Origin of the sequence: Celeribacter indicus (assembly GCF_000819565.1) — a bacterium.
In the GTDB taxonomy this organism is placed as follows: Bacteria; Pseudomonadota; Alphaproteobacteria; order Rhodobacterales; family Rhodobacteraceae; genus Celeribacter; species Celeribacter indicus.
This window is the reverse complement of sequence record NZ_CP004393.1, coordinates 3,987,077-3,999,673: the sequence shown is the minus strand read 5'-3', so window position 1 is coordinate 3,999,673 and position 12,597 is coordinate 3,987,077. Positions and strand designations below refer to the sequence as shown.

Below are 12,597 nucleotides of genomic sequence, written 5' to 3'. Positions count from 1 at the left end.
CTCCCTCTCCTCCTTCTGGCCTCTCCGTCCTATCTCAGCCGGTCGCAGGCGGTGCGCAGGACCGGATCGTCTTCGCCGAGATCGTGCCATCGCGCGCTCTCGAGCCGGGCCTCCGGCGTCCCTCCCTCGGCGCCGATCAGGTCGGCACGCCGGCCGAGGAGGCAGTCGAAGGCCGCCGGGACGATCACGCTGTCCTCCCGCCGGGACACGAGGTACATATCGGCGAAGACCGTCGCATCGTCCTGGTCCGCCCGCGTCCGGTCGAGCGCGATGAAGCGCGTGGTGACGGGCGCGACATAGGTCCAGGGCCGCCAGATCTGGCGCTTGTCGATCGTCGTCGCCACGACCTTCTCCGCGCCGAGGCCCTGCTGCGCGCGGTCGAACCACGAATAGTCGGTCCAGATCGAAAAAGCCAGCATGGCCGCGCCGGCCGCCGCCGGCAGCAGCCATTTCGGCAGGGCGCCGGATGTCAGCCTGCCGATCAGCAGGACGATGCCCGCGGCCCCCGCACCGGCGGAAATCGTTGCGATGAATTCGAGGAGCATGGGGATCTGTCCCTTCTGTCAGCTGCGCGCGGCGGAGGCGCCGAGCGAGGATTGCATGGTGCGCACGATCACGAAGGCGTCGCGCAGATGGGACCGCTCGAAGGCGGGCAGGGCGGAGGGGCTCATGAAATTGTCGGGCTTGCGCCCCTCGCGCACCTGCGCGGCCTGATGTTCGAGCCGCACGGTCGCGATCGTGTCATAAGCCGCCAGAAGATCCTTTCCCCCGCTTTCGGAGATGACCCCGGCCTCGATCGCCGCGTCGATCCGCGCGCGGGTGTTCGCCGCCGGGATCCGGCCCTGAAGCGCATAGACCCGGCCCAGGTCGACCACGGGCACGACGCCGTTGTGCTTCATGTCGATCGCGTTGCGATGTTCGCCCGAGCGGATCGTGGCAAAGCCGCGCAGCAGCCCGAGCGGCGGCGTGTGCTTGAGCGAATTGGCGATCATATGCGCGACGAAGATCGAGTTCCGCGAGGCGGCATGAAGGGCCTTGTCCTGCAACGGCGCGAACAGGCGCTCGTCGCCCGCGATCGGACGCAGGTCGTACATGACGGAGGCGAGCATCTGCGCCTCGGTGTCCGGGGCGGCGATCCATTTCTCGAAATAGCCCTCCCACACCGCCTGACGCTGGCACCAGCGTGGCGTCATCGCCATCATCTCGCCGGGGCAATAGACATAGCCGCAGGCATCGAGCCCGTCGCAGACGAAGCGGGCGAGCCTGCGGAAATACGCCATCTCCTCCTCGGTGGCGGCATTGTCCACGATCAGGCAATTGTCCTGGTCGGAGATGCCCGTCTGTTCGCGCCGGCCTTGCGATCCGCAGGCGGCCCAGAGATAGGGCACGGGCGCGGGACCGAATTCCTCCTCCGCGAGTTTCAGAAGGCGGCGCGTCACGATGTCGGCCACATCCGTGACCTTGCGCGTGACCACGTCATGCGCAAGGTGGCTGCCCACGAGCTGCATCAGGAATTCCGGCAGCCGCGCGGTGACGGCGGCCATGTCCGCGATGCTCCTCGCCGTCGAAAGATCGAAGACCATCTGCGTCTGCGACGAGCCGAAAAAGCGGGTGATGTCGGTCTGGGTCACCATGCCGACGAGCTTGCCGCCCTCGACGATGGGCAGGTGGCCGATACGGTTTTCGAGCATGACGTGGATGACATCGGTGCCGAGCGCGCCAGGGTCGAGCGTGATCGGAGCGCGCGCCATGATGGCCGAGACCGCGCAGGACGGATCGCGCCCGTCCGCAAGCACCTTGTTCGTCATGTCGCGCACGGTCACGAGCCCGACGAGCTCTCCGTCCTCCGTCACCGCGACGGAGGACACCCGGTTGTCCCGCATCAGCTTTGCGCATTCCGCGATGGTGAGTCCCGGCGCACAGGTGACGGGCGCATCGGCCATGAGCTCGGCCACATGCTGCGTCATCAGCCCGGCGGAGGATTGCGCCCGCGCCTGTCCGCGGTTGAAATAGCGCGCGAAGGCCGGGATCGTGGCCACCGCCGTCCTGAAGGCATCGGGCGCCAGCACCAGCAGCACGGCCTCCCCCGCCGCCCTGGCCGTCGTCGCCGCGAGCCCGTCGCGCAGCAGCCCGCGCTCGCCGAAATGGTTCGACCGCTGCAACAGCGAGACCTGCGCCCCGCCCGCATCGGTGATCTCCACCGAACCGGACATGACGAGATAGAGGCCCTCGAGCAGTTCGCCATGGGCATAGACGACCTCGCCCCCGGCATAGCGCCGCCCGGAAAAGGACTGCGACAGCTCCAGAAGCTCCTCGCGGGGTAACACGTCGTAGGGATGTGTCGTCTCGAGAAAAGCGATGATCTCGGCAGGGGTGATCACGGTCGCATCGTCCGGCGTGGTGTTTCAGGAAAGGGCGCGGAAGCCATCCGGCCGCCGCGCCCCCGCAGTATGGAGACGGGCCGGTCGCGAGACCAGCCCGAAACCTCTGCTTCAGTGCTCGACGGCGGCTCCGGCTCCGCGCGGGATGCGGATGCTTTCGACCAGCTCCTGGATCTCCGCCGGCGGCTCCTCCGTGGCATTGGAGACCAGATAGGCGACGGCGAAGTTGATCACCGCGCCGACCGCGCCGAAGGAAGTCGACTTGATCGACAGCAGGAGCGGGTCCGCATCGGTGAAGGAGTTGGTGTCCGGAATGAAGAACCAGCCCTTGTGCAGGAAGATGTAGACCACCGTCACGATCAGGCCCGACAGCATGCCCGCGACCGCACCCTTGTTGTTGATGCGCTTCGAGAAGATGCCCATCATGAGCGCCGGGAAGATCGACGCGGCGGCGAGGCCGAAGGCGAGCGCAACGGTCTGCGCCGCAAAGCCCGGCGGGTTGAGGCCGAGGTAGGTGGCGATCACGATCGCCACGGCCATGGAGGCCCGCGCCCAGGTCAATTCGCCCTTCTCTGAGATCTCGGGCTTGATCTGCGACTTGATGAGGTCGTGGGACACGGCCGAGGAAATCGCCATCAGCAGGCCTGCGGCGGTCGAAAGCGCGGCGGCGAGACCGCCGGCGGCGACCAGCGCGATCACCCAGGCGGGAAGCTGCGCGATCTCCGGGTTGGCGAGGGTGATGATGTCGTTGTTGACGGTGAACTCGTTCGTCGCCCCGTCGCCCACATAGTCGATGAGCCCGTCGCCGTTTTTGTCGTCAAAGGACAAAAGCCCCGTCTGCTCCCAGTTCCGCACCCAGTCGGGACGCTGCTCATAGGCGAGCGGGGCCTCGGTGGTGCCGTTCGGATAGACCGTGTCGATCAGGTTGACGCGCGCCATCGCCGCGACGGCCGGAGCCGTGAGGTAGAGGAGCGCGATGAAGACGAGCGCCCAGCCCGCCGAGGACCGCGCATCCGACACTTTCGGCACGGTGAAGAAGCGCACGATCACATGCGGCAGGCCGGCGGTGCCGATCATGAGCGACATGGTGAACAGGAACATGTTCAGCATGGTGTCGCTCTGCTCGGTATAGCTGCTGAAGCCAAGATCCTCGAGCATGCCGTTCAGCGTCGCGAGGATCGGTTCCCCCGTGCCCGTATGATCGGAGAACAGGCCGAGCGGCGGGATCGGGTTGCCGGTCAGTTGCAGGGAGATGAAGATCGCGGGGATCGTGTAGGCGATGATCAGCACGACATATTGCGCGACCTGCGTATAGGTGATGCCCTTCATCCCGCCGATGACGGCGTAGAAGAACACGATGGCCGCACCGATCAGGAGGCCCGTGGTGTTGTCCACTTCGAGAAAGCGGGAGAAGGCCACGCCGACGCCCGTCATCTGCCCGATCACATAGGTGATGGAGGCGATGATGAGACAGATCACGGCCACGGTCCGCGCCGTCTGGCTGTAGAAGCGGTCACCGATGAACTCGGGCACGGTGAACTTGCCGAATTTGCGCAGGTAGGGGGCGAGGAGCATCGCGAGGAGCACGTAGCCCCCGGTCCAGCCCATCAGATAGGCGGAGGTGTCGTACCCGCCGAAGGAGATGATCCCCGCCATGGAGATGAAGGAGGCCGCGGACATCCAGTCCGCGCCGGTGGCCATGCCGTTCAGCACGGGATGAACGCCGCGCCCGGCGGCATAGAATTCCGACGTGGACCCGGCGCGGGCCCAGATCGCGATCCCGATGTAGATCGCGAAGGTCGCGCCCACCACGAGAAGGTTGAGGGTAAACTGATCCATCTGCGTCGTGCTCCCTTATTCGTCCACGCCGTGTTCTTTGTCGAGTTTGTTCATCCGCGCCGCATAGGCGAAGATGAGCACGAGGAACACGAGGATCGAGCCCTGCTGTGCGAACCAGAAGCCGAGATCCGTGCCGCCGATGCCGATGCCCGAAAGCATCGGGCGCAGCAGGATGCCGAAGCCGAAAGAACAGATGAACCAGATCACGAGTGAGATGCCGATGATCCGTTTGTTTGCCGACCAGTAGGCATTGTTGTCTGAAATGTCCGCCATTGTCGCGGTCCTCCCTGTTTGTCCCCGATCCCCCGGACGCGGTTGCGCCGCGCGCGCGGGATCTTCTGATCGCGGTCCCCGCCTCCTCGCGGGAACCGCGGTTCCTCCCCGTCGGGACCGGGCCGGAGCCGCGGCTTTCGGGGGTCCATCGCCCCTCATGTCGTAGGGGCGATGGTGTAGGCTACCACATCTGCGCGGATGTCATGCAGATTTCCGATACATCGAATTTGCAATGAGTTCGTCGACGACGGCCGGGTCTGCGAGGGTGGATGTGTCTCCGAGGGATGTGGTGTCGTTTTCTGCGATCTTGCGCAGGATGCGGCGCATGATCTTTCCGGAGCGGGTCTTGGGCAGGCCGGGGGCCCATTGGATGAAGTCGGGTTTGGCGATGGGGCCGATCTCGGTGCGGACCCATTTCTCGAGCTCGGCGCGCAGGGCGTCGGAGGGTTCGACATCGTTCATCAGCGTGACATAGGCGTAGATGCCCTGGCCCTTGATGTCGTGGGGCATGCCGACGACCGCGGCCTCGGCGACCTTGGCATGGGCGACGAGGGCGCTCTCGACTTCGGCGGTGCCCATGCGGTGGCCGGAGACGTTGATCACGTCGTCGACCCGGCCGGTGATCCAGTAATAGCCGTCGGCATCGCGGCGGCAGCCGTCGCCGGAGAAGTAATAGCCCTTGTATTGCTGGAAATAGGTCTCCTGGAAGCGTTCGTGGTCGCCCCAGACGGTGCGCATCTGGCCGGGCCAGCTGTCGCGGATCGCGAGCACGCCCTCGGTCTCCGTCTCGGTCAGTTCCTCGCCGGTGGCGGGGTCGAGGATCACGGGCTGCACGCCGAAGAAGGGCAGGGTGGCGGAGCCCGGCTTGGTCGGGATCGCGCCGGGCAGGGGGGTCAGGAGATGGCCGCCGGTCTCGGTCTGCCACCAGGTGTCGACGATGGGGCAATTGCCCTTGCCGACGACCTCGTTGTACCAGTTCCAGGCCTCGGGGTTGATCGGTTCACCGACGGTGCCGAGCAGCTTGAGCGAGGAGAGGTCGTAGGTCTCGACCCAGTCGTTGCCCTGGCCCATGAGCGAGCGCAGGGCGGTGGGGGCGGTGTAGAACTGGTTGACCCTGTGCTTCTCGACCACGGCCCAGAAGCGGCCGGCGTCGGGGTAGGTGGGCACGCCCTCGAACATCACGGTGGTGGCGCCGTTGGCGAGCGGGCCGTAGACGATATAGCTGTGGCCGGTGACCCAGCCGACATCGGCGGTGCACCAGAAGATGTCGCCGTCGTGGTAGTCGAAGACGTATTTATGGGTGAGCGCGGCATAGGCGAGGTAGCCGCCGGAGGAATGCACGACGCCCTTCGGCCGGCCGGTGGAGCCGGAGGTATAGAGGATGAAGAGCGGGTCCTCGGCGTTCATCGGCCGCGGCGGGCAGTCGGGGGAGGCGTGTTCCATCAGGTATTTGACATCGACATCGCGGCCCTGCACCCAGGAGATCTGGTCGCCGGTGTGCTTGACGACGAGGCAGCGGACCTTGTCGGAACAGTGCAGCAGGGCGGCATCGGTATTGGCCTTGAGCGGCGTGCGCTTGCCGCCGCGGGGCGCGGTGTCGGCGGTGATGACGAGCTTGGCGCCGCAATCGTTGATGCGGTTGGCGAGCGCATCGGGGGAGAAGCCGGCGAAGACGATGGAATGGATCGCGCCGATGCGGGCGCAGGCGAGCATGGCATAGGCGGCCTCGGGGATCATCGGCAGGTAGATCACCACCCGGTCGCCGCGCATGATGCCCTGGGACAGGAGCACGTTGGCGAAGCGGTTCACCTTGTCGGAGAGCTCCTTGTAGGTGATGTGCTGCGCCGGGGCGTCGGGATCGTCGGGTTCGAAGATGATCGCGGTTTGCAGCGAGCGCCGGGCGAGATGGCGGTCGATGCAGTTGGCGGCGACGTTGAGCACGCCGTCGGCATACCATTTGATATCGACCCGGCCGAAGTCGAAACAGGTCTTCTTCACCTGCGTATAGGGCTCGATCCAGTCCAGCACCTTGCCCTGCTCCGCCCAGAACCCCACAGGATCCTCCACAGACCGCGCATACAGCTCCTCATACCGCGTCCGGTCGATATGGGCGTTGGCGGAGAAGTCCTCCGAAGGACGGGTCATTTGAATGGTGTCGTTCGACATGTCGCCTCCCAGTTCCTGACATGGTGCGGCCAGCTTCCCTCGCTGGCCTCCTCCTCCCTTTCAGCTTTACATGTTTGCATGTGAAAAATCTTCTAACAGGCTGTGCTTCAAGGATTTGTTTGTAAATATCTTGACGATTTTCCCGTGATTCATGTCAAGAAATTTACGGCGTTCATGGAGCCGCACCAGCGCGGATCAGGCGGGTATGACAGGCGGCCCCGTTGCCGCGCCGCGGCGCGACGGCGGGGGCGGCATGTCCGGCTCAGCGCGGTCCGGAGCCGCGCTGAGCCGGGAGTGCCGCCGCAGGTCGCGGAGCCTGCGCCCTGGCCGCAGGGCGCAGGCCCTTCCGTCCGCCGCTTTCCTCCGGCCTCTCCGGATCAGGACGCCCTCCGCTCCGCTTCCGGATCGTCAAGCCGTGACCGGTCCGTCTTCAGCACCGAACTGTCGCGTTCGAGGGAGAGGGCCTGGGCGCGCAGCGATTGCAGGGCCGCCGTCGTCTCTTCGAACATGGCGGCATTCTGCTGCGTGACCTGATCGAGTTGCGCGACGGCGGTGGTGATCTCCGACAGGCCGACCGATTGCTCCGAGGAGGAGGTCGCGATCGAGTTCACGAGGTCGTCGAGGGTGGTGACGAGGGATTCGATCTCCCCGAGTGCCTCGCCCGAAGCGGTCACGAGATCGACGCCGTCGCCGACCTGCGTCTCCGAGGTCTCGATCAGCTTCGCGATCTCGCTGGCGGCTTCCGAGGAACGCTGCGCCAGCGCGCGCACTTCCGAGGCGACCACCGCAAAGCCGCGACCGGATTCGCCGGCGCGCGCCGCTTCGACCCCGGCGTTCAGGGCGAGCAGGTTCGTCTGGAAGGCGATGTCGTCGATGACACTGGTGATCTTCGAGATCTGGGTCGAACTCTGTGCGATATCGGACATCGCCCGGACCGTCTTTTGCACGACTTCCCGGCCGGCGATCGAGCGTTCCTTCGTGCGCGCCACGGCCGTGGCGGCATCCCTGGCATTGTTTGCCGAGCTTTCCACCGTCGCGGCAAGTTCGGTGATCGCCGCCGCGGTCTCCTCGAGCGACGCCGCCTGTTTCTCCGTCCGCTGGCTCAGATCCATGGCGGCGGCGTTGAGATTGTCGGTCTCTCCCATGATCGCCGACGCGCCCTCGACGATCGCCGCCGCGAGTGTCGCCATCGTTTCGATGGCCTCGTTGAAATCGGTCTTGAGCTTCTGGTAGGCGGGCGGGAAGTCCGCCTCGATCGTCGCGGTCAGGTCGCCGCGCGACATGGCGCCGAGGCTTGCGGCCAGGACGTTCACCACATGCTGCTGTTCGCGATGCGCGGCCTCGCGTTCGGCTTCGGTCCGGGCGCGGGCCTCCTCCTGCTGAGCCTGCCGCTCCGCCTGCTCCTGAAGGCGCTGCCTTTCCGCGGTTTCCTCGCGCAGGCGCGCCTGATGTTCGCGTTCCGCGCTTTCCTCTCGCTGCCGGGCGATCTCCATGTCCTTCGCCGCCTGCGCCTTCTCGAGATCCTGCCGTTCGACCAGTGCGGTGCGGAAGATCTCCAGCACACGCGCCATTTCGCCGATCTCGCTGCGGGATGCCGTCAGCGGAATCGGGCTTTGCGTGTCGCCCTCGGACATGGCGGACATGCGGGCCTTCAGCATGCCCAGCGGCTTCGTCACGCTGCGCACGAGCAGCGCGGAGGCCGCGACCAGCAGGGCGAGGCTGGCCCCGAGCAGGGTGTGGCCGAGCAGGCGCATCCGGGCGAGGCCCTCGCGGATGTCCGAGAGATAGGAGCCGGTGCCGACGACCCAGCCCCAGGGCTCGTAGGCCTTCACATAGCTGAATTTCTCTTCCTCCTCCTCACTCCCCGGCTTGGTGGAGTAATAGGTGACGCTGCCGGCGCCCTGGGCGGAGACGATGTCCTGCATCATGCCGAAGATGCTGTCCCCCCGCACGTCCCGATAGTCGCTTTGATCCGTTCCGATCCACTCGGTCCGGACCGGGTGTGCGATGATCGTGTTCTGGCGGTCGAGCACGAAGAAATAGCCGTCCCTGTCATAGTGCATCGCCATGATTGCCTCTTGTGCCAGCGCCTGCGCCTCCTCCCGGCTGAGGAGTCCCGCCGTCACCTTCTCCTCCAGGCTGGAGAATTCGGACATGGCGGTGTCGAGCACATCGCTCAGATGCTGTTCCCTCATGCTGACCGACGCCTTGAAGGACAGGGTGAGGAGCAATTCGGTCAGTACGGCAGTCATGATCACCGCGATGAGCACGATGGCATGAATCCGGACAGAGAGCCTGGCCAGGTGAGCTTTGATCATTGGAGGTCCCCGTTGGGTTGCGAGCTTTGACTGCACCATCCCACGAGAACCTTAACATTTCGTGGAGGGGGCGTGCGCCCATATTTAGTGATATGTATAATATTTGATATTGAGCCTCCCTGACGCTCCTGAGAAAAGGAAGCAACGGAAGCCGACGGTAAAGGCAGAAATATGACAGAGCAGAAACCGACCGCGTCGCGCCGCAGGCCAGGCCGCCCGAAGGAGGGCGTGGAACTTCGTGATGCCATTCTTGACGCCGCGGAGGAGATATTTTCCGACGCCGGATACAGCGGTGCGAAGGTGCGCGACATTTCGGCGGCCGCGGGTGTCAACCAGGCGCTGGTGCGGTATTATTTCGGCGCGAAACAGGATCTGTTCGACGAGGTGGTTCGGCGTCGCGGTGCGGCGATTTCGGGCGCGCGCCATGTCCTTCTCGATCAGCTTCTGGCGGCGGAAGCCAGTCCGACCGTCGAGAAAATCGTGCGCAACTATCTGAAACCACAGTGGGACATGAAATATTCCGGTCCCGGAGGCGCGGCCTTCGTGAGGCTCCAGGCCCGGCTTCATGCGGAACTCGAGGAACATGCTCTGAGGTTGCGCAGCGAGGTCTACGATGCCTCGGTCAAGCGCTATATCGCCGCGCTCTGCGATGTGCTTCCCGACATCCCGAAAGAGGTGATGTCGCTCCGCATGGCCTTCCTGGTCGGCACGTATATGTTCATGCTGAACGACCTCGGGCGGCTCAACGATCTCACGAACGGACAGATCGGGGAGGTTGGAAAGGATGCCATGCTCGATCATCTGACCGCCTTTCTCTCTGCCGGTTTGCGCGCGCCGCTTCCCTGAGGGGACCGGACTGCGCGCAGCGCGCGGGTCGCCGGAAATTATTCAGGCTTGTAATTATACAAAGTTATAATTAATCCTTGAGCCAAGGACGCCTCAAGGATGGGAATCATGAAAAGTTTTCGTATCGGGCAGATCGTGCCCAGCTCCAACGTGACCATGGAGACGGAAATCCCCGCGCTTCTGCGGGCGCGGGAGAGCGTGGCGCCGGAGCGGTTCACGTACCATTCGGCGCGGATGCGGATGAAGCATGTGACGAAGGACGAGCTCGCGAAGATGGACGCCGACAGCGACCGCTGCGCGCTGGAACTGTCCGACGCGAAGGTGGATGTGATGGGCTATGCCTGCCTCGTGGCGATCATGTCCATGGGCAAGGGCTATCACTGCGTCTCGGGGCCGCGCCTCGCCGGTGTGGCGGCCGGGAATGGCGGACCGGCCCCGGTCGTGACCTCCGCGGGTGCGCTGGTCGAGGGGCTCCGTGCGCTCGGCGCAAGGAGGATCGCGCTCGTCGCGCCCTACATGAAGCCGCTGACCGAGATGGTGGTCGACTATATCCGCAACGAGGGCATCGAGGTCAGCGACTACATCGCACTGGAAATCCAGGACAATCTCGACGTGGCGGCGCATGATCCGCTGAAGCTGCCGGAAATCGTCAGGGGGCTGAAAACGGACGATGTGGATGCGGTGGTGCTTTCGGCCTGCGTCCAGATGCCCTCTCTTCCCGCGGTTCCGATGGCCGAGGCGATCACCGGAAAGCCGGTTCTGACGGCGGCCATCGCGACCACCTGGCAGATGCTGAAGGCGCTCGATCTCGACACCCGCGTGCCGGGCGGCGGCACGCTTCTGTCGGGCGCGTATTGAGGGGCGCGGTCATGGGATACGGTTATAACCTCCACGCCAACGGCATCCGCCATCACCTGATCCGCTACGAAGGGCAGGGGCCAAAGCTGCTCCTGATCCCCGGCATCACCTCGCCGGCGATCACATGGGGATTCGTGGCCGAACGTCTGGCGGACGCCTTTGACGTGCATGTGCTCGACGTGCGCGGCCGTGGTCTGAGCGAGACGGGCGATCTCGACTATACGCTCGATGCGATGGCGGCGGATGCGCTGGCGCTCGCGGAGATCATGGGGCAGCCCGTCGTGATGGGACATTCGATGGGCGCACGCACGGCGATCCGCGCGGCGGCGACCGTGACGGACGCGTTCAGGGGCGCGATCCTTGTCGATCCTCCGGTCTCCGGGCCGAACCGCCGTCCCTATCCCTCGGCATGGCCGTGGTACGGGGACTCGATCAGGATGGCCGCCAAGGGATGTTCCGCCGAGGACATGCGCACCTATTGCCCGAGTTGGAGCGAGGAGCAACGCGCGCTCAGGGCCGAGTGGCTTCACACCTGTCACTGGGGCGCGATCCGCACCGCCTATGACGGATTCCACACCGACGACATTCATGCCGATCTGCCGAAGATCGCGATCCCGACCCGGCTCGTGATCGCGGGTGGCGCGCCGGTCATTCAGGACGAAGACGAGGCGGAACTCCGGGAACTCCTGCCCGCGATGGAGGTCCGCACGGTCGAAGGCGCGGGCCACATGATCCCGTGGGACGATATCGAAGGGTTCCTCGCCGCCACCTTGGACTTCAAAGCATAACAGACAGGGAAACGGATATGGATCACGCGAGTTTCACGGAAATCTGCCTGCATCAGCTGAAGATGTCGGGCGTGCAGACGGACGAACGCCTGGTCGTGCTGACGCAGGGCCATGAGCGGCTCGATTACGCGGATGCCTTCATGGCGGCGGGGCGGAGGCTCGGCGCGAACATGTATCACATGCGCCTGCCCGCGCCGCCGGTGGCGGGAGCATGGGCGGTGGGGCAGACCGGACTGGCGGCGATGCCCGACGCGGTCGAGGCGCTGAAGAACTGCGACATGCTGATCGACTGCATCTTTTTGCTGTTCTCGCCGGAACAATTCGCCATCCAGGCGGCGGGCACACGCATCCTGACCGCCGTGGAGCCCCCCGACCTCCTGGCGCGGATGCTGCCGACGCAGGAGATCCGCGAAAAGGTGACGATCGCGGGCGGGATGCTGGCGAACGCGAGGGTGATGCGCATTACCTCGCCGCATGGCACGGACGTCACCTACAAGCTCGACACCTACCCGGCGGTGACGGAATATGCCTGTACCGACGAGCCGGGGCGCTGGGATCACTGGCCGTCGGGGTTCGTGTTCACCGGCGGGGATGACGACGGGGTGGACGGGACCATCGTGGTCGCGCCGGGCGACGTGCTCTTGCCGCAGAACATCTATGTGCGCGACCCGGTCACCTACACGATCGAGAAGGGCTGGATCACCGACATTCGCGGCGGTCTCGATGCGGAGCTGGTCAAATCCTACATGGCCGCCTTCAACGACGAGCGCGGCATGGGGATGAGCCATGTCGGCTGGGGCATGAACCCGAATGCGAAATGGCACAACATGGTGCCGGGGGCCTTCCCCGGCGGCATGGGCATGGAGCCGCGCAGTTTCTACGGCAATGTCATGTTCTCCACGGGGCCGAACAACGAACTGGGAGGACCGAACGACACCGCCTGCCATCTCGATATCCCGATGCGCGGCTGTTCGCTGTTCCTCGACGACGAGGCCATCGTGATCGACGGCGATATCGTGGTGAAAGAGATCCGGATGGAGCGCGCCTGAGGACTCCCCTGCCTCTTGCACTCCCAGGCGGCTCCGATCCTGCCTTGTCGGGGCCGCCGTCAAACCAGAAGGACGAGAT

The 12,597-nt window shown here is 65.1% G+C and carries 10 protein-coding genes; 4 read left to right on the top strand and 6 right to left on the bottom strand.

Annotated elements, in window-relative coordinates:
- Positions 1-29: 29 nt before the first annotated feature.
- The 6 genes from P73_RS19675 to P73_RS19650 form a co-directional block, all read right to left on the bottom strand.
- A complete protein-coding gene (locus P73_RS19675) occupies positions 30-545 on the bottom strand; it encodes a hypothetical protein (RefSeq protein WP_043870909.1) in 516 nt (171 codons plus the stop codon).
- Positions 546-563: 18 nt separating this feature from the next.
- Positions 564-2,381 (bottom strand): putative nucleotidyltransferase substrate binding domain-containing protein, encoded by a 1,818-nt coding sequence (locus tag P73_RS19670; RefSeq protein ID WP_043870908.1) that lies wholly within the window; start codon positions 2,379-2,381, stop codon positions 564-566.
- A 111-nt stretch (positions 2,382-2,492) separates the two neighbouring features.
- Complete coding sequence (locus tag P73_RS19665) at positions 2,493-4,220, bottom strand: sodium:solute symporter family protein (RefSeq protein ID WP_043870907.1); 1,728 nt, start codon at positions 4,218-4,220, stop codon at positions 2,493-2,495.
- A 15-nt stretch (positions 4,221-4,235) separates the two neighbouring features.
- Positions 4,236-4,493: a DUF4212 domain-containing protein gene (locus P73_RS19660; protein WP_043870906.1), complete on the bottom strand. Its 258-nt coding sequence runs from the start codon at positions 4,491-4,493 to the stop codon at positions 4,236-4,238.
- Positions 4,494-4,694: 201 nt separating this feature from the next.
- Complete coding sequence (acs, locus tag P73_RS19655) at positions 4,695-6,638, bottom strand: acetate--CoA ligase (protein WP_420836142.1); 1,944 nt, start codon at positions 6,636-6,638, stop codon at positions 4,695-4,697.
- 398 nt (positions 6,639-7,036) lie between these two features.
- The gene (locus P73_RS19650) at positions 7,037-8,977 is read right to left on the bottom strand and encodes a methyl-accepting chemotaxis protein (RefSeq protein WP_043870904.1); all 1,941 of its coding nucleotides are present in this window, start codon (positions 8,975-8,977) and stop codon (positions 7,037-7,039) included.
- Positions 8,978-9,148: 171 nt separating this feature from the next.
- On the opposite strand from P73_RS19650, the gene P73_RS19645 reads away from it, so the two are divergent.
- From P73_RS19645 to P73_RS19630, 4 genes are all read left to right on the top strand, one after another.
- The gene (locus P73_RS19645; protein ID WP_043870903.1) at positions 9,149-9,823 is read left to right on the top strand and encodes a TetR/AcrR family transcriptional regulator; all 675 of its coding nucleotides are present in this window, start codon (positions 9,149-9,151) and stop codon (positions 9,821-9,823) included.
- Positions 9,824-9,931: 108 nt separating this feature from the next.
- Complete coding sequence (locus P73_RS19640) at positions 9,932-10,681, top strand: aspartate racemase/maleate isomerase family protein (RefSeq protein WP_043871978.1); 750 nt, start codon at positions 9,932-9,934, stop codon at positions 10,679-10,681.
- An 11-nt stretch (positions 10,682-10,692) separates the two neighbouring features.
- Positions 10,693-11,469 carry an alpha/beta fold hydrolase gene (locus tag P73_RS19635; RefSeq protein ID WP_139267165.1) on the top strand — a complete coding sequence of 259 codons (777 nt, stop codon included), beginning with the start codon at positions 10,693-10,695 and terminating at the stop codon, positions 11,467-11,469.
- A 17-nt stretch (positions 11,470-11,486) separates the two neighbouring features.
- Positions 11,487-12,518: a 2,5-dihydroxypyridine 5,6-dioxygenase NicX family protein gene (locus P73_RS19630; protein WP_043870901.1), complete on the top strand. Its 1,032-nt coding sequence runs from the start codon at positions 11,487-11,489 to the stop codon at positions 12,516-12,518.
- Positions 12,519-12,597: the final 79 nt, after the last annotated feature.

Excerpts from the sequence above, each read along its gene's own strand:
- acs (WP_420836142.1), bottom strand. The coding sequence starts at position 6,638 with ATGACCCGTCCTTCGGAGGACTTCTCCGCCAACGCCCATATCGACCGG.
- P73_RS19665 (WP_043870907.1), bottom strand. The coding sequence starts at position 4,220 with ATGGATCAGTTTACCCTCAACCTTCTCGTGGTGGGCGCGACCTTCGCG.
- P73_RS19675 (WP_043870909.1), bottom strand. The coding sequence starts at position 545 with ATGCTCCTCGAATTCATCGCAACGATTTCCGCCGGTGCGGGGGCCGCG.
- P73_RS19630 (WP_043870901.1), top strand. The coding sequence starts at position 11,487 with ATGGATCACGCGAGTTTCACGGAAATCTGCCTGCATCAGCTGAAGATG.
- P73_RS19640 (WP_043871978.1), top strand. The coding sequence starts at position 9,932 with ATGAAAAGTTTTCGTATCGGGCAGATCGTGCCCAGCTCCAACGTGACC.
- P73_RS19635 (WP_139267165.1), top strand. The coding sequence starts at position 10,693 with ATGGGATACGGTTATAACCTCCACGCCAACGGCATCCGCCATCACCTG.
- P73_RS19660 (WP_043870906.1), bottom strand. The coding sequence starts at position 4,493 with ATGGCGGACATTTCAGACAACAATGCCTACTGGTCGGCAAACAAACGG.
- P73_RS19650 (WP_043870904.1), bottom strand. The coding sequence starts at position 8,977 with ATGATCAAAGCTCACCTGGCCAGGCTCTCTGTCCGGATTCATGCCATC.
- P73_RS19645 (WP_043870903.1), top strand. The coding sequence starts at position 9,149 with ATGACAGAGCAGAAACCGACCGCGTCGCGCCGCAGGCCAGGCCGCCCG.